Origin of the sequence: Paractinoplanes atraurantiacus (assembly GCF_900215205.1) — a bacterium.
GTDB lineage: Bacteria > Actinomycetota > Actinomycetes > Mycobacteriales > Micromonosporaceae > Actinoplanes > Actinoplanes atraurantiacus.
Genome location: NZ_OBDY01000006.1, coordinates 133,338 through 149,173 on the forward strand (window position 1 = coordinate 133,338; position 15,836 = coordinate 149,173).

The window sequence follows — 15,836 nt, forward strand, 5'->3', positions numbered from 1 at the left end:
CCCTAACCATTCAGAGTCCAGTGCGATCGCGCCACACTCGTGTCATGACAACGAAGATCACCGCTACCAGCACGGCCGCCGAGGTGCTGGCCGGCGTCGACCTGACCGGCAAGCGCATCCTGATCACCGGCGGCGGCTCCGGCCTCGGCCGGGCCGCGGCCACGGCGCTGCGCGACGCGGGCGCGGAGGTCATCACCCCGGCCCGCCGGGAACTCGACCTGAGCGACGGAGAAAACGTACTAGATTTCGCGAAGAAGTGGACAAAGCCGATCGATGCGGTGATCGCCAATGCCGGCATCATGGCCGTCCCGGAGAGAAAGACCACCAAAAACGGCTGGGAACTCCAGCTGGCGACCAACTTCCTCGGCCACTTCGCGCTGATCACCGGCCTGCGGGAGCACCTCGCCGAGGACGCCCGGATCGTCCTGGTCAGCTCCGGCGCCCAGCTGCGGGCCGGCGTGGACTTCGACGACCCGCACTTCGAGCGCCGCCCGTACGACCCCTGGGTGGCCTACAGCCAGTCCAAGGCGGCCGAGGTGCTGCTGGCCGTGGCCCTGAGCCGCCGCGGCATCACCGCCAACGCGATGGCGCCGGGCCGCATCCACACCAACCTCCAGCGCCACATGGACGCGGCCACGATGCGGGCCATGGGCGCCATGGACGAGGACGGCAACCTGATCCACGCCGAGGGCTACAAGACCCCCGAGCAGGGCGCGGCCGGCGAGGTCCTGCTCGCCGCCTCCCCGCTGTTCGAGGGCGTCTCCGGCGTCTACCTCGACGAGGACAACCGGATCGCCGACGTCGTGCCCGGCGGCCCCGAGCCCATGTTCGGGGTGGCCGAGTGGTCGGTCGACCCGGCCGCGGCCGACCGGCTGTGGGACTACGCCGCGACGGCGATCGGCGCGCTCACCCCGCCCTCGTTGCCCGACCTGTCCAGCCCGGCCAGGCAGTAGGTGGCCGGGCCGGCCGGCGGCGCCGGGTCGACGACCTCGGTGCCGCCGCGGCCGGTGGCCACCAGGTCGGCCGTCTGGCCGTTCACGCGGTAGAGGGCCCAGCTCGTTCCCGTGCCGGTCGCCTCGAAGCGCACCTTTCCGCCGGCCCGGGTCGCACCGGTCAGCGCCGGCGCCGGCGGCGGTGAAGCCGGCAACTGCTTCATCACCGGTACGAGGGCGGGCGCCGCGTAGTGCTTGTCCCGGTAGCGGGTCACCGCACCCAGCCGGTCGGCCTGGATCTGCTTGGCGCTGAAGTGCACCTGGCCCTGCACGCCGTACTCGTCGTTCATGGCGAGCTGCCGGTCGAGCTGGGACGGGTCGCTCCAGTCGCCCTCCTCGCCGACCCGGTAGTCGGCCTGCCCGATCCAGAGCTGGACCTTGGTGTCCTTGACCAGCGCCGCCCACCAGGGCAGCAGCTTGGCGTAGTCGGCCTTGTCGAAGCCGATGGTCCAGTAGAGCTGCGGCACGATGTAGTCGAGCCACCCCTGCTGGACCCACTTGCGGGTGTCGGCGTAGATGGCGTCGTACGCCTCCAGGCCCTTGGAGTCCGATCCCGTGGGGTCGGTCGTCTTGTTGCGCCAGATGCCGAACGGGCTGATCCCGAACTTGACCCAGGGCTTCAGCTCCTTGATCCGCGTGTTCATCTCGCGGACCAGCGTGTTGACGTTGTCGCGCCGCCAGTCGGCCTTCGGCTTACCGGCGCCGTACTTGGCGTAGCTGGCGCCGTCGGGAAAGTCCTGGCCGGCGACCGGATAGGGGTAGAAGAAGTCGTCGAAGTGCACGCCGTCCACGTCGTACTTCCGGACCGCCTCGAGCATCGAGTCCTCGACGAACTTGCGGGCCCCGGGGATGCCCGGGTCGAAGTAGAGCCGCGCGGTCTTGCCCTTGGGGAAGGCGATCGCCCACTGGCTGTGCTGGATCAGCGGATGGTTCGGGGCGAGCTTGCGGAAATCGGCGCCGGGGCCGACCGGGCCGGGCTGGGTGCCGCGGTAAGGGTTGAACCAGGCGTGGAACTCCAGGTTGCGCTTGTGGGCCTCGTCGACCATGTACGCCATCGGGTCCCACCCGGGCGACTTGCCGTCCCGCCTGCCGGTGAGCCACTCCGACCACGGCGCGTAGGCCGAGGGCCAGAAGGCGTCGCCCGACGGCCGCACGTGCACGAAGATCGCGTTGTGCCGCTGGGCCACGGCCAAGTCGAGCCACCGCTGATACTCGGCCTTGACCTGCGCCTCACTCAGGCCGCGCCGGCTCGGGAAGTCGATGTTGGTGACCGTGGTCAGCCACATGCCGCGCAGCTCGCGGGTGGCCTTCGTCGGATAGGCGCCGCAGGAATCGGTGGCCGTGAACGGTGCCGACGGCACCGGCGCCGAGTACGCGGCGGGCGCCGAATACGTCGCCGCTCGCAGCAGCCCGAGGCCTAGCACAGCGGTCGCGAACAGGACCGCGGCGAGGGTCAAGGTCAGTCGTACGGGTGGGCGGCGGACGTGGAGCATGGTGACCAGTGTGCCGCACGTAGAGTTCCGGGGTGTGACGGTCGTGGTGGTGGGTGCCGGCATCGCCGGGCTGGCGTGTGCTCGTGAGCTGGTCGCAGCGGGTGTGCCCACGCGCGTGCTCGAACGTGCCAACGTGGTCGGCGGTCGCCTGGCGAGTGTCACCCGGGCGGGCCGGCCGGTCGACGTCGGTGCCGCCTACGTCACCGCCGACGACCCGTCCTTCCAAGGCCGGCTCCAGTCGTGGCGGATCGCCGGGCTCGTTCATCCGTGGACGGACACGTTCCGCGGCCAGCACGGTTCGGCGCCGATGCGCTGGTCGGCGCCGCGGGGTCTGCGCAGCCTGGCCCAGGACCTGGCCGACGGGCTCGACGTCACGCTCGGGGCCGAGGTGACCGAGTTGCCGGAGGCCGACGCCGTGGTGCTGGCGATGCCGGGGCCGGCGGCGCTGCGGCTGGCCGATCTGCCCGAGGCCCGGGAACAGTCCTGGTCGCCGGTGTTGACGGCCGTCCTGACGTACCCACGAAGGTCCTGGCCCGATTTCGCCGGCGCCTTCGTGAACGACCATCCCGTGCTGGCCACGCTCTGCGACGACGGCGACCGTCGCGGCGATCGCGCACCCGTGCTCGTCGCGCATTCGACGGCGAATTACTTCAAGGAATTTGAGTACGGGGGTGAGGCGGCGCTCGCCCGGGCGGCCGGCGAGCTGCTCGGGATCACCGACGAGCCCACCGTCGAGCTGTTCCGCTGGCCCCTGGCTCAGCCGCGGACCGGGCGGGACGGCTTCGCCCGCCGCGGCAACGTCTATCTCTGCGGCGACGCCTTCGGACGGCCCCGCGTGCAGACCGCCTGGCTCAGTGGCCGGGCGGTCGCGCGCGACATCGTCAAAGAACTGACCGGTAGACCTTGAGAGTCTCCTCCGCGATGTGCGACCAGCTGAAGTGCTCGATCGCGCGCCGCCGCCCGGCCAGGCCCATCTGCGCGGCCCGCTGCGGGTCCTCGATCAGCTGAGTCATCGCGGTCGCCAGGTCGGCCACGAACTGCTCCGGGTCGATCGGCGTGCCGGTGCCGTCGTCGACCTGCTCGATCGGCACCAGGATGCCGGTCTCGCCGTCGCTGACCACCTCGGGGATGCCGCCGGTCGCGGTCGCCACCACCGCCGTCTCGCAGGCCATCGCCTCGAGGTTGACGATGCCCATCGGCTCGTAGATGGACGGGCACACGAAGACCGTGGCGTGCGTGAGGACCTGGACGACCTCGTGCTTGGGCAGCATCTCCTGGACCCAGATGACGCCTTTCGCGTCGCGCACCTCGCGCAGCTCGTTGGCCAGTCCCTCGACCTCGGCCGCGATCTCCTTGGTGTCGGGCGCGCCGGCCAGCAGCACGATCTGCGTCTCGGCGGGCAGGCTGCGGCAGGCCCGCAGCAGGTAGGGCAGGCCCTTCTGCCGGGTGATGCGGCCGACGAAGACCACGCTGGGCCGGCTCAGGTCGATGCCGAGCCGCTCGATCACATCGGTGCCGCGGTTGGGCTGGTAGATCTCGGTGTCGATGCCGTTGTAGACGACCTGCACCTTGGCCGGGTCGACCGACGGATAGGCCGCGAGGACGTCGCGCCGCATGCCGCCGGAGACCGCGATGATCGCGTCGGCGTTCTCGATGCCGACCCGCTCGCAGAACGACGACAGCGCGTAGCCGCCGCCCAGCTGCTCGGCCTTCCACGGGCGCAGCGGCTCGAGGCTGTGCGTGGTGACCACATGCGGGACCCCGTGCAGCAGCTTGCTGGTGTGGCCGGCGAAGTTGGCGTACCAGGTGTGGCTGTGCACGATGTCGGTGCCCTCGGTGCCGGCGGCGATCTCGAGGTCGACCCCCATCGTCCGCAGCGCCGCGTTGGCCCCGGCCAGCTCGGCCGGCTCGGGATAGGCGGTCACGCCGGGCTCGGTGCGCGGGGCGCCGAAACAGTGCACCCGCACGTCGGCCAGGGACCGCAGATCGCGGGTCAGATATTCGAGATGTACGCCGGCGCCGCCGTACACCTCCGGCGGATATTCGCGGGTGATCAGATCGACTCGAAGCACCCCCGCAGCCTAGTACTCCCTCCCCATCGCTGCTCAAGATCAGGTATCCTGGCCGCCCGCCGGGACGATCACGGCGAGTTGCCCTCTTCGGCTGGCGTTCGAGCTGGCGGAAAGTTAGCGTCCTTTCATGGCTGTCAAGGTCCTTGCAATCGTTCTGGCCGGTGGTGAGGGCAAGCGCCTGATGCCCCTGACGGCGGACAGGGCAAAGCCCGGTGTCCCGTTCGGCGGGATCTACCGCATGATCGACTTCGTTCTGTCGAACCTCGCCAACGGCGGCTATCTCAAAATCGTGGTGCTGACGCAGTACAAGTCGCACTCGCTCGACCGGCACATCTCCAAGACGTGGCGCATGTCGACGCTGCTCGGCAACTACGTCACGCCCGTGCCCGCCCAGCAGCGCCTCGGCCCGCGCTGGTTCGCCGGCTCGGCCGACGCCATCTACCAGAGCCTCAACCTGATCAACGACGAGTCGCCCGACTACGTCATCGTCTTCGGCGCCGACCACATCTACCGCATGGACCCGAAGCAGATGGTCCAGGACCACATCGCCTCGGGCGCCGCGGTCACGGTGGCCGGCATCCGCCAGCCCAAGTCGCTGTCCGACCAGTTCGGCGTGATCGACGTGGCCGAGGACGGCAAGCGCATCCGCGCCTTCCGCGAGAAGCCGAAGCAGGTCGACGGGCTGCCCGACGCGCCGGACGAGATCTACGCGTCGATGGGCAACTACGTCTTCACCACCAAGGCCCTCTGCGAGGCGGTCACCAAGGACGCCAAGGATCCCGACAGCAAGCACGACATGGGCGGCAACATCATCCCCATGCTGGTCGAGCGGGGCGAGGCCAACGTCTACGACTTCCGCGAGAACGAGGTGCCCGGCAGCACCGACCGCGACCGCGGCTATTGGCGCGACGTGGGAACGCTCGACTCGTTCTACGACGCCCACATGGACCTGATCGCCACGCTGCCGATCTTCAACCTGTACAACCACGAGTGGCCGATCTTCACCAACTACGGGTCGTGGCCGCCGGCGAAATTCGTGCACGGCTACGACGACCGTCAGGGCCGGGCCATCGAGTCGATGATCTCGCCCGGTGTGGTCGTGTCGGGCTCGCTCGTGGAACGGTCGGTGATCTCGCCCAACGTGCGGGTCAACTCGTGGGCCCACGTCGAGGGCGCGGTGCTGATGGAGGGCGTGTCGGTCGGCCGCCGCTCGATCATCCGCAACGCGATCATCGACAAGAACGTGGTGATCCCCGAGGGCGCCCAGATCGGCGTCGACCTCGACCGCGACCGCAAGCTCTACACGGTCTCCGACAACGGCGTGGTCGTCATCGGCAAGGGCCAGAAGGTCGAACTGTAACTCCGGGGCTCAGCGCCGCTCTCGCAGAGTCTGCGAGGGCGGCACCCCGTACCGGGACTTGTAGGCGCCGGCGAACCGTCCGAGGTGGGTGAAACCCCAGCGGTAGGCCACCTCGGACACGCTCACCTGCCACGGGTCCGAACGCGACAGTTCGGCGTGCACCCCGTCGAGCCGCAGCCGGCGCAGATAGGTCAGCGGAGACATGCCGACATGCTGCCGGAAGGCCTCCTGGAGCACGCGCACCCCGACGCCGGCGATCGCCGCCAGGTCGTTCGCCGTGTACGGCCGCCACGGCTCGGCGTGCATCGCGTCCAGCGTCCGCTTGACCGTGCGCGGCCGGTTCGGGCCCTGCATGCCGGCCGGCTCCTCGCCGTACGGATGCTCCACCGTCATCGCCAGTCCGCTGACCAGCAGGTCACGCCAGCGGGAGGCCATCCGCGGCTGTGCGGCCAGGCCGTCGGCGTGCCGCAGCTCGGCCAGCAGCAGCCGCACCAGCGACGCCCACGTGCGCCCCGGGCCGTCGATCAGGTCGAAGCTCGCCCCCAGCAGCAGCGGCGAGACGATCCGCTGGTCGAGTGTCGCGTCGAGCTCACGCTCCAGCGCCGCCCGCTCCACCTTGACGCTCAGCAGCCGGCAGCTGCCCGGCCACTCCAGGTCGATGTCGCCGACCGGCCGGTAGACGGCGGCGCGCGTCGGGTCGGCCATCACCACCGTGCCCCGGTGGCGTGAGCGCAGCGTGCCGGTCACCGGGGCCAGCACGTGATAGGCCGTCTCCAGATCGGCGATGGTGACGTGGATGTCGGAGCCGTAGCTGATCTCGCCGAGCGTGATCGGGCCGAGCATCACCACGTCGCCGCTGAACGCGAACCCCGAGACGTCGCCGGTCGGGTTGACCTGCAACGGCCCGTAGAACAGCTTGCGGCAGAACGACCGCGCCTCGTCCATGTCGGTGGTCGACAGCGAGACGTGCACGGGCCTGTCCATGCCCATCATGGCGTCCACCCTAGACCGGATGACGCCCGGGGGTCACGCCGCGAGCGCGGTCGCCGGCCAGGTGAACTCGGCGACGCGGTCGCCCCGGACATCGATCTCCGCCAGTGGCGTCACCGGGTCGCGCCAGATGGTGTAGCGGCCCTCGCGCAGACAGTCGACGACCACCGTGTAGGTGACGCCGCCGCGCACGGAGCGGGCCCGGACGGTGGCCTGCGTGCGCAGCGCGGGGTCCTCGACCGGGCTGATCTCGATGTCATGACCATGCATGCAGCCCGGCGTTCGAATGACGAGCGCGCCGATACCGGTACCGATGTTGAGCACGACTATTCCGTGCCCGGACCGCGTCACGGCAAAACCTCCGGGGCGCTGAGGTAGGGGAAGGTCACTTCGTGCGTACGGGTCCGGGCCTGGGCGCTGGCCTGAGTGGCGGCCGCGTCCGGCTCGTACGTCTCGTCGACCATGGGGAAGGTGGCCCCGGCGATGGCGCGCAGCAGGACGGAGGTGACGTCGTCGCCGATCCGCCGTCCGTTCGGGAAGCCGGCGAAGTCGCCGCCGAGCAGGCCGAACGGGTTCTCCTCGGCCGACGGCGGCACTGTGGTGTCCAGCCGCAGCATGTCGGCCTGCAGGTCGCCGGTGAAGGTGCGCAGGCCGTCGACCAGTCCGTCCGGGATGCCGGTGAGCAGCATCGCCACCAGGTCGGACCGGCGCGCGGTCAGCGCCTCGAGACGCGGGAAGTGCCCGGGGTGGTCGACCGGCAGCAGCACGGCCAGGTCGGGGTGCTCGACCAGGTCGGCGAAGCGCTTGTCGTCCGAGGGCGGCATGCCGTTCCAGCGGGCCCGGTCGGCGGCCGGGACGAAGAGCTCGGCGAACAGCGGATTGGCCCGCCGGGCGACCTGCACCATCGGGCCGACCAGCACGTCGTCGCCGTTGCTGTGCAGCTCGCGGCGGCTCGCGGTGGTCCACACGCCGATCATCCGGCCCGGGTGCGGCAGCTGGATCGCGATGCTGTTGACGGTGGCCGGGCCGGTGGCCAGGGCCCGGGCGTTCTCGCCGATCTCGAAGACGGCGGCCGGGTCGACGAAGAACGCGTCGGCCCGCTGACCGGCGAAGACGCGCTCTCCCGAGGGGAGCTCGGCGATCGCGGCGGCGGCCAGGGCGTCATAGTCCGGGGTCGAGGTGGGACCGAGGTTGCGCGGCGGGCACGGCAGGTGGGTGGCCAGGACGGAGCTTTTCCCGTACGCGTCGACCCTGGTCACCGAGAAGAACTGGCGCCGGTTCCAGTTCTCGCTGGTCAGCGACTCGATCGGGCCGGTGTTGTAGAGGAAGGTGTCGCGGTTGCGCAGCTCGGTGCGGAACCGGAACTGGTATGTCAGGTCGGGCCGGGCGTCGCCGTTGTAGTCGATGTGGATCTCGTAGAGGACGTCGTCGCCGAACTCCAGGTTGAGGAACCCGTAGTTCGCGATGATCGTCGTCGTCTCCGGCGCGTCCGGGCTGACGAAAGCGTACAGGTCGGAGCTCTCCGCGTCCGGGTCCGCGGCTCCGAGTGACGCCTCTCCGTAGCCAACTCGACTCATGCTCGGCCTTTCGTCTGTCCCCTGGGGGCACGGGACCTACTGTCGACGACCATCAGTACGAAGCGATTCTCGGTGGGGTTCAACGGTTTTCGCGGCGTCTGCGGAGAATGCCGGTGACCACGGCGTACGCCACGGCGCCGAAGCCGAGCGCCAACGCCCCGATGATGATCTGATGACCGAGAGTTACTTTGCTGGTGTCCGCCACCGGGACGGTCTGCGCTCGAGCCGGCGCGGGCGCGGCTTCTGTCGGATTAGTCGCATCCGTCGTCTTCGGCGCTTCCGGTACTTTTGTGGCGGCCGGCTTGGTGGCCGCGGGCTTCGCCTTCGCGGGAGCTCTTGTCGCCTTTGTCGTCGCCGGGGCCACGGCTGCCTTCGGGAACACCAGGTCCGAGCACGAGTAGTAGGTGTCCGGGGTGCTCGAGGTCTCCCAGACGACGTACAAAATCTGCCGTCCGGTCCTTTGTGGCAGTTTGACCTTCATGGCGTAGGCCCCGTCGGTCAGCGGAGGATCGGTGACCGTGACGAGCGGCTTGGCGCCGAGGTCGTCCCAGGCCAGGGGCTTCGAGGGGTCGTACGCCGGCTTGGTCAGAAAGATCCGGAACTGTCCGGCGTGGGGGATCGTCGCCCGGTAGCGCACGCTCAGCGAACCGCCCGCGGTGACCTTGGTCGCGGGGTAGTCGTCACGCGGCAGGTCGAGGCCCTTGAAGGCGTCCAGGCCGCCGCTGCACAGCTCGCCGTCCGGCACCACCTCGCGGTCGCGGCCGCCCACATCGGCGATGCGCAGGTTGTCGAACGAGCCGAAACCGCCGCCGTTGGCCTTCTTCGCGGCCTGGCAGGCGGCACTGCCCGTGTCCTCACCGCCCCTGGCGCACGCGGCCGTGCGGCTGATCGGCGTGGTCGGCGAGCCGTGCGCGGAGGCCGGCGCGGCCGGCCAGACGAGTGCCGCGGCGAGAGCGCACGCCGCGAGACGGGAGATCCTCACCCCGGGCTATACGGAGAATCGGCGTGAGTCGTTCAGCACGTCACCGTCAGTGCGTCCGGAGCGCTGTGATTGAGTGGTCGGGTTCGACGAAACAATGAAGGAGAACTCATGGACAAGCCCGACGTCGGCCCGATCGAGGGCGAGCCGCCCGCCGAGCTCGTGATCGAGGACATCACCGTTGGTGACGGCCCCGAGGCCAAGCCCGGTCAGTACGTGAGCGTCCACTACGTGGGCGTGGCGCACTCGACCGGCCGGGAGTTCGACGCGTCGTACAACCGTGGTGAGGCGTTCGAGTTCCCGCTCGGCGGCGGCCAGGTCATCGGCGGCTGGGACCAGGGCGTGGTCGGCATGAAGGTCGGCGGGCGCCGCAAGCTGACCATCCCGCCGCACCTGGGCTACGGCTCGCGCGGCGCGGCCGGTGTGATCAAGCCGAACGAGACCCTCATCTTCGTCGTGGATCTCCTCGGCGTTCAATAAGGACGGGCCGGCACGCCGGCCGGGCCGGGACGGGCGCCGCCTGTCCCGGCCCGCTGTCGTTCCGGTCGTCGTCGGGGTCCGGCTCGATCGGGTCGCCGATCGGCGTCATCGGTTGCCCTTTGTGACAGTGAAAGTGGAACAGCCCGACTCGTCCGGCAGCAGCGGCCGGAACGTGATCAGGTACTTGGCGCCGCCCGACGTCCACGGCGTCATGGCGTTCGCCTTCTCGGCCGCGGTGAGCACCTTGTCGAGCTCGGCGCCGGCCACCGTGACACAGCCGATCTTGAAGGCCGCGTTCAGATACTGACCGGGCAGCGCCGGGCCGGCCCAGGCGATCTCGGGGCTCTTGGGGTCGGTGCCGCCCGGATCGGTGTACGGACGGGCCAGCACCGCCATCTCCTCGGGCTCATATTTCTGGCTCTTGCCCTCGCCCGGCAGGCCGGTCAGCGTCTTGACGAAGTCGGACAGCTTCTTGCGGGCGTCACGCTGCGGCTGGGTGAGCATCGGGTCGTTGGCCTGGCTCTCGCTCAGCGCCTCGACGGCCACCGACTGGGTGCCCTGCTCGGTGCGGACCGTGACCCGGGTGGTGGGCGCGTCGGCCACGTTGGGCCGGCCGAAATCGGTGCCGTTCCGCACACCGGCCGCGGCCCCCTGGCGGGTGAGCTCCTGCACCTGCTCCGGGGTGATCTGGGTGACCTGCACGTTCGGCAGCGCCGGCCCCGGATAGATCATCGGAACGGGTCCCTCGGTGATGACCCGGCCGTCGGCGTAGACGCTGACGGCGGGCAGCGACCCGACGGTCCGGTCGGGCGGGACGAAGCCGCCGTACGACTCCGTGCGCGCGACCAGATAGTTCGCCCCCTCCCCGGACGTGGGGGCACTGGCCTGCGATGCGGATTGACCGGGCGCCGCACCCGCCCCGTCCGGCTGCGCACAGGCACAGAGCAGCGCCAGCGGCGTGGCGGCGGCGATGAGGGTGTTGCGGAGACGAGTCATGCCGGATCAGACGATCCGGGCGGCGCCGAGGTTCCGGTTTCGGAGCAAATTACTCCAACCGGCTCACCGGCCCCGCTTTCCCGGTGGTGGCGGAAGCGAAGGAATCCGCCACCACCGGAGCGCGCGTCGATGGCGTGGCGGGCGCCACAACCAGCGAGGCACACAACGTACAAATGCATCCTGCACGGAGTCAACGTTTCCTCCCCGTGAACCGCGTGTTGACACCAAGCTTTGACATTGCAGTCGTATTGAAACCGCGCTACCGTGGATGCAATGCAACTGCATTGCTAAAGATGGGAAGCGCAACGATGCCGGTCATCGGTCTTGCCGAGTGTTCAGCGGCGCCGCGCCACCTGGTCGGGGGCAAGGCGGCCGCGCTGGGCGCACTGATCCTGCGGGGCGAACAGGTCCCGCCGGGCTTCTGCGTCACCACCGCGGCCGGGGACCTTTCCCGCGCCCAGATCGCCGAGGCGTACGAAGGCCTCGGCGGCGGCCGGGTCGCCGTGCGGTCGAGCGCGCCCGAAGAGGACGGTGCCGACGCGAGCTACGCCGGCCAGTACGACACGATCCTCGACGTCGAAGGTGCCGACGCTGTCCTGGCCGCCGTCGAGACGTGCCGTCGCTCGGCTCCGGCTCGCGCCGCCGCGTACCGAGAAGCGCGTGGTGGTGGCAGGACGGGCCCGATCGCCGTCATCGTGCAGCGGATGGTCGACGTGGATGTGGCCGGGGTGCTGTTCACCGCCAACCCGCTGACCGGATGCCGCACCGAGATGACTGTCGACGCGGCGCCCGGCGCCGGCCCGGCGGTCGTCGATGGTGCCGGGCCGGTGGATCACTACGTGATCGGTGCGCGGTCTCCTGAACCGGCTGAGGGCGGCTGCCTGGCGAACGAAGCGCTGTCCCGCCTGCGCGACCTGGGCGAAAGGCTTCAGGCGCATTTCGGGGGGCCGCAGGACATCGAGTGGGCCTTCGACAAGGCCGGGGAGCTCTGGGTGGTGCAGTCGCGGGCGATCACCACGCTGTTCCCGCTGCCGCCGGCGACGGAAGATCTGCGGGTCTATCTGGAGTTCGGGCACGTGCAGGGGATGCTTCAGCCGGTCACGCCGATGGGCATGTCCACGCTGAAGGCTCTCGTCACCGCGATGCTCCGGCCGCTCGGGCTGCACGTCACGATCACGGACATCGGCGGGCGGCTCTACGGCGACATGACCGATCTGGTGCGCGACCCCAAGGCCCGTAAACGGCTCGTCAGGCTTCTCGCCGTCGACTTCGGGCCGCGGGCACAGGACGCGATCCGGCACCTTCTCGACGACCCGCGGTTCGCGCCGGTGCCGGGCCGTGCGAAGCGCCGGGGTGGGCCGTCGCTCGGCACCGCGGCCGGCGCCGTCGTCGGCATCGCCCGCGCCCTGGCCCGCCCGGCCGCGGCCCGCCGGCGTGCGATGGCGGCGGTGGAGCGCCTCCGGCAGGCGTCGTCCGGGAACGAGCCCGTGGGGCTGCCATCTTCTGATGGCGCGCGCGACCAGGCCGGGACGGAGCGCGACCTGACCGTGGCGGAGCGGCTGCGGATCGTTCGGGCGTGGGACGACGCCGAGTCGCCGGGGGATCTGGTCTGGCCGATCGCGGCCGGCATGCTCGCGGCGACGGTGCCGGAATACCTGCTGAAGGGCCGCAAGGACGAGGTCTTCACGGTTCTGGCCGGGATGCCGCACAACGTGACGATCGAGATGGATCTCGCTTTGTGGCGGCTCGCGCGGCAGGTGCCGGGGGAGCAGCGCGACCTGCTGCTCGGCGCGTCGCCGGCCGAGCTGGCCGGGCGCTGGACGGCGGGCACGCTGCCCGAGTTCGGCCTCGGCGCGTTTCTGAGCGAGTACGGGCATCGCGGGGCGGCCGAGGTCGACCTCGGGGTGCCGCGCTGGGCGGAGGATCCGGCGCCCGTATTCGCGGCGCTGCAGAACTACCTGCGGGTCGAGGATCCGGAGCAGGCGCCGGACCGGCGGTTCGCGAGCGCGGCGGAAAGCGCCGAGGCCGCGCTGCGGGACGTCCGCCGGCGCCACCGGGCGGCCGGGTTCCTGCTGGGGCGGGCGCGGGAGCTGGCGGGGCTGCGGGAGGCGGGCAAGTTCGCGGGGCTCTACCGGCTCCAGCAGATGCGGCGGCAGCTGCTGCTGATCGGGGCCGAGCTGTTCGAGGATCCGGCGGACGTCATGTTCGTGACGATCGACGAGTTGGGCGGGGCGGTGCCGGACAAGACGGAGATCGAGGCGCGCAAGGCGCTGTACCGGCGGGAGACGCGGCGGCGGGTGGTGCCGGTGGCGCTGCTGTCGGACGGCACCGATGTCGAGGCGACACTGCCGGCCGCAGACGGGGCGGATCTGCGCGGGGTGGCGGCGTCGGCCGGGCGGGTGACCGGGAAGGCGCGGATCGTGCGGGACCCGGCCGATGCGTACGTCGAACCGGGTGAGGTTCTGGTGACCGCGACGACCGACCCGGGCTGGACGCCCCTGTTCCTGACGGCGGCGGCGCTGGTCACGGAGACGGGTGCGGTCATGGCGCACGGGCCGACGGTGGCCCGGGAGTACGGGATTCCGGCCGTGATCTGCGTGCCGGGAGCCACCGAGAGGATACGGACGGGGGAGGTCGTGACGGTGGACGGGCGAGCGGGGACGGTGACGAGGGGATGAGGCGGATCCTGGCCATGGAGGCGGCCATGTGGCGCAACCTGTTCGCGTGGGCGCTGCGCCGGCCCGTACCTCTCGGGGAGGGCGAGAAGGCGTACAGCTACAACGGGGTCGTCAAGCCGATCCTCGGGGTGTTCATCGGGCTGTCGGTGGTGGAGATCCCGATCTTCGATCTGATCGTGCGCAAGGTCGTGCCGTGGGAGCCGGCGCGGTGGATCGTGCTCGTGCTCGGGGTGTGGGGGCTGCTCTGGATGATCGGGTTCGCGGCCGGCCTCAAGCGGCATCCGCATCTGGTCGGCGACGACGGGATCCGGGTGCGGCTGGGCAACGGCGTCGACTTCCTGATTCCGTGGGCGGACGTCGTGTCGGTGAGCAAGCGGTACCGGTCGCTGCCGTCGAACAAGTCCGTTCAGGTGGAGGACGAGGCGGCGCACGTCGTCATGGGCGGGCAGACCAGCGTGGACGTCAGGCTGCGGGCCGGCGCGGACGTCCGGGACTTCGAGGGCGCGCCGGCTCAGGCGCTCGACAAGGCCGCCGACCGGACGGGTGCGAGCATGGCGGAGGTCCACGAAGTAAGGATCTACGCCGATGATCCGGACGGCTTCGTCGCGGCGGCCCGTGCCGGTCAGCCGGAACCGGCGTGAAAGCATCGCTGGCATGCCGAAGAAGGTCGACCACGCCGAGCGCCGCCGGCTCATCGCCGACGCGCTGATGCGGGTCGCGGCCGAGCAGGGGCTGGAAGCGGTGAGCCTGCGGCACGTGGCGGCCGCGGCCGACGTGAGCGCGGGCATGGTGCAGCACTACTTCCGCACCAAGGACGAGATGATGACGTTCGCGCTGTCGGTGGTGAAGGAGCGCAGCCAGCAGAGGGTGGAGGCCGCGATCGCCCGGCTCGGGGACGACCCGCGGCCGCGGGATCTGCTGCGCGCTCTGACCACCGCGTTGCTGCCGCTCGACGGGCCGAGCCGGGAGGACGGCCGGGTGGCGCTGGCTTTTCTGGCGTACACGGCCGTCCGCCCGCAACCGGCCCTGCGCGCCGAGACCGAGCAGATGGTCGGCTTCATCGCGAGCCTGCTGCCGGGCGGTGAGGCCGACGCGGCCGGGCTGCTGGCGTTGATGGAGGGGCTCGGCCTCTACGTGCTCGGCGGCCAGTACACCCCCGAGCAGGCGCTGGCCGCCCTGGACACCCAGCTGGAGAAGCTTTTCAACGCTTGACCGTACGGGTGAAGCGCGACCGGTACGTCGAGGCGCTCAAGCCGTAATGGGACTTGAACCGGCGCGCGAAGTAGTTCTGGTCGGGCCAGCCCACCGACTCGCCGATCTTGTTGATGGGCTGGTCGGTGTGCAGCAGGCGGGCCGCGGCCAGCTCCACGCGGTGCCGTGACAGATAGGCCATCGGCGGCAGGCCGGTGGCCGACTTGAACAGGCGCACCAGATAGCCGGGGGCGAGGTGCAGCTCGGCCGCCAGCTCGGTCAGCGTCCACTGATGTCCGGGCCGGGCCTCCATCATCCGCATCGCGTCGAGAACCGCCGGGTGGATGCCGGCCGCGTCGCCGTCGAGGTCGTCGGACTCGGCGACGACCCGGGCCAGCGTGCTGAGGAAGAGCACGAGCCGGCCGACCATGTCGCCCCGGTAGCGGCCCGGCGGCTGGGAGCGCAGTTTCTGCAGGCCGTCGAGGTGTTCGAGCGACACGGCGAGCGCGTCCGCCTCGAGGTGGGCGTAGAGGATGCCGCGCCGCTGCCCCGAATAGGGCCCGGTCCACAGCAGGTGACCGAGTTGCCGGTCCTGCCTGGTCCAGGCCAGCTCGCGCTGCATGAGCTCGGTCGAGAAGCAGCAGTTGTACAGGTCGAGGCCCTCGCACTGCTCGTAGCCGTGCCAGACGCCGGGCCGCAGCAGCACCACGTCGCCCACGCTCAGATCGCGGTCTCCGGCCAGGCTGTGGTGCGTACCCTTGCCGCCGGTCATCACCGCGATCTCGACGAAGCTGTGCGTGTGCACCGGATGGGCGTCCTCGTGCAGGTAGTGCCCGGCCCACACGGCGGAACCCTCGATGAAGTGCAGCAGCGTGCCGGTGGTCTCGACGGGGGGCTCGTCGGTCATGCCTCACCGTAGGCCCCAGGTGAATTTCGTGCTACCTCCGGTTCATCTCGGGCTATGCCGTGGCCTGCGCCACAACGCACGATCGGTGCCAAGCGAAACGGTTTCGCCATCAGTCCGAAAC

15 protein-coding genes are annotated in these 15,836 nt (G+C 70.4%); 7 read left to right on the top strand and 8 right to left on the bottom strand.

The features are described from left to right. Positions 1 to 44 precede the first annotated feature (44 nt). On the top strand, positions 45 to 953 hold the full coding sequence (locus tag CRP55_RS16520) for an SDR family NAD(P)-dependent oxidoreductase (protein ID WP_097320951.1): 909 nt from the start codon (positions 45 to 47) through the stop codon (positions 951 to 953). On the opposite strand, the gene CRP55_RS16525 is transcribed toward CRP55_RS16520, so the two are convergent. Next, complete coding sequence (locus tag CRP55_RS16525) at positions 881 to 2,485, bottom strand: glycoside hydrolase family 10-like protein (protein WP_097320952.1); 1,605 nt, start codon at positions 2,483 to 2,485, stop codon at positions 881 to 883. The genes CRP55_RS16520 and CRP55_RS16525 overlap by 73 nt on opposite strands. Here CRP55_RS16525 and CRP55_RS16530 point away from each other — a divergent pair. After that, the gene (locus CRP55_RS16530) at positions 2,484 to 3,392 is read left to right on the top strand and encodes an NAD(P)/FAD-dependent oxidoreductase (protein WP_097320953.1); all 909 of its coding nucleotides are present in this window, start codon (positions 2,484 to 2,486) and stop codon (positions 3,390 to 3,392) included. The genes CRP55_RS16525 and CRP55_RS16530 overlap by 2 nt on opposite strands. On the opposite strand, the gene glgA is transcribed toward CRP55_RS16530, so the two are convergent. Then, positions 3,367 to 4,557 (bottom strand): glycogen synthase, encoded by a 1,191-nt coding sequence (gene glgA / locus CRP55_RS16535; protein ID WP_097320954.1) that lies wholly within the window; start codon positions 4,555 to 4,557, stop codon positions 3,367 to 3,369. The two genes, CRP55_RS16530 and glgA, sit on opposite strands and share 26 nt — an antisense overlap. A 127-nt stretch (positions 4,558 to 4,684) precedes the next feature. On the opposite strand from glgA, the gene glgC reads away from it, so the two are divergent. Further along, the gene (gene glgC, locus CRP55_RS16540) at positions 4,685 to 5,917 is read left to right on the top strand and encodes a glucose-1-phosphate adenylyltransferase (RefSeq protein WP_097320955.1); all 1,233 of its coding nucleotides are present in this window, start codon (positions 4,685 to 4,687) and stop codon (positions 5,915 to 5,917) included. Positions 5,918 to 5,926: 9 nt separating this feature from the next. On the opposite strand, the gene CRP55_RS16545 is transcribed toward glgC, so the two are convergent. The 4 genes from CRP55_RS16545 to CRP55_RS16560 form a co-directional block, all read right to left on the bottom strand. Next, on the bottom strand, positions 5,927 to 6,910 hold the full coding sequence (locus tag CRP55_RS16545) for an AraC family transcriptional regulator (protein ID WP_245923040.1): 984 nt from the start codon (positions 6,908 to 6,910) through the stop codon (positions 5,927 to 5,929). 33 nt (positions 6,911 to 6,943) lie between these two features. Continuing rightward, positions 6,944 to 7,231 carry a phospholipase gene (locus CRP55_RS16550; RefSeq protein ID WP_245923042.1) on the bottom strand — a complete coding sequence of 96 codons (288 nt, stop codon included), beginning with the start codon at positions 7,229 to 7,231 and terminating at the stop codon, positions 6,944 to 6,946. Between the two features lie 23 nt (positions 7,232 to 7,254). Next, positions 7,255 to 8,484, bottom strand: a complete 1,230-nt coding sequence (locus CRP55_RS16555; RefSeq protein WP_097320957.1) for a DUF4331 domain-containing protein — start codon at positions 8,482 to 8,484, stop codon at positions 7,255 to 7,257. A gap of 79 nt (positions 8,485 to 8,563) precedes the next feature. Beyond that, positions 8,564 to 9,466, bottom strand: coding sequence for a lytic polysaccharide monooxygenase auxiliary activity family 9 protein (locus CRP55_RS16560; RefSeq protein ID WP_097320958.1), 903 nt, complete (start codon positions 9,464 to 9,466; stop codon positions 8,564 to 8,566). A 108-nt stretch (positions 9,467 to 9,574) separates the two neighbouring features. On the opposite strand from CRP55_RS16560, the gene CRP55_RS16565 reads away from it, so the two are divergent. After that, complete coding sequence (locus CRP55_RS16565) at positions 9,575 to 9,943, top strand: FKBP-type peptidyl-prolyl cis-trans isomerase (RefSeq protein WP_097320959.1); 369 nt, start codon at positions 9,575 to 9,577, stop codon at positions 9,941 to 9,943. A gap of 105 nt (positions 9,944 to 10,048) precedes the next feature. Here the strand turns inward: CRP55_RS16565 and CRP55_RS16570 are convergent, their stop codons facing one another. Beyond that, on the bottom strand, positions 10,049 to 10,939 hold the full coding sequence (locus CRP55_RS16570; protein ID WP_097320960.1) for a hypothetical protein: 891 nt from the start codon (positions 10,937 to 10,939) through the stop codon (positions 10,049 to 10,051). A 293-nt stretch (positions 10,940 to 11,232) separates the two neighbouring features. On the opposite strand from CRP55_RS16570, the gene CRP55_RS16575 reads away from it, so the two are divergent. Genes CRP55_RS16575 through CRP55_RS16585 form a run of 3 tightly spaced genes read left to right on the top strand, consistent with a single transcriptional unit; the run spans position 11,233 to position 14,829 of the window. After that, the gene (locus CRP55_RS16575) at positions 11,233 to 13,617 is read left to right on the top strand and encodes a PEP/pyruvate-binding domain-containing protein (protein ID WP_245923044.1); all 2,385 of its coding nucleotides are present in this window, start codon (positions 11,233 to 11,235) and stop codon (positions 13,615 to 13,617) included. Beyond that, positions 13,614 to 14,258 (top strand): hypothetical protein, encoded by a 645-nt coding sequence (locus CRP55_RS16580; RefSeq protein WP_097320962.1) that lies wholly within the window; start codon positions 13,614 to 13,616, stop codon positions 14,256 to 14,258. Before CRP55_RS16575 ends, CRP55_RS16580 begins: the two co-directional genes overlap by 4 nt. Before the next feature lie 13 nt (positions 14,259 to 14,271). Continuing rightward, on the top strand, positions 14,272 to 14,829 hold the full coding sequence (locus CRP55_RS16585; protein ID WP_097321172.1) for a TetR/AcrR family transcriptional regulator: 558 nt from the start codon (positions 14,272 to 14,274) through the stop codon (positions 14,827 to 14,829). On the opposite strand, the gene CRP55_RS16590 is transcribed toward CRP55_RS16585, so the two are convergent. After that, positions 14,819 to 15,715 carry a helix-turn-helix transcriptional regulator gene (locus CRP55_RS16590; RefSeq protein WP_097320963.1) on the bottom strand — a complete coding sequence of 299 codons (897 nt, stop codon included), beginning with the start codon at positions 15,713 to 15,715 and terminating at the stop codon, positions 14,819 to 14,821. The two genes, CRP55_RS16585 and CRP55_RS16590, sit on opposite strands and share 11 nt — an antisense overlap. Positions 15,716 to 15,836: the final 121 nt, after the last annotated feature.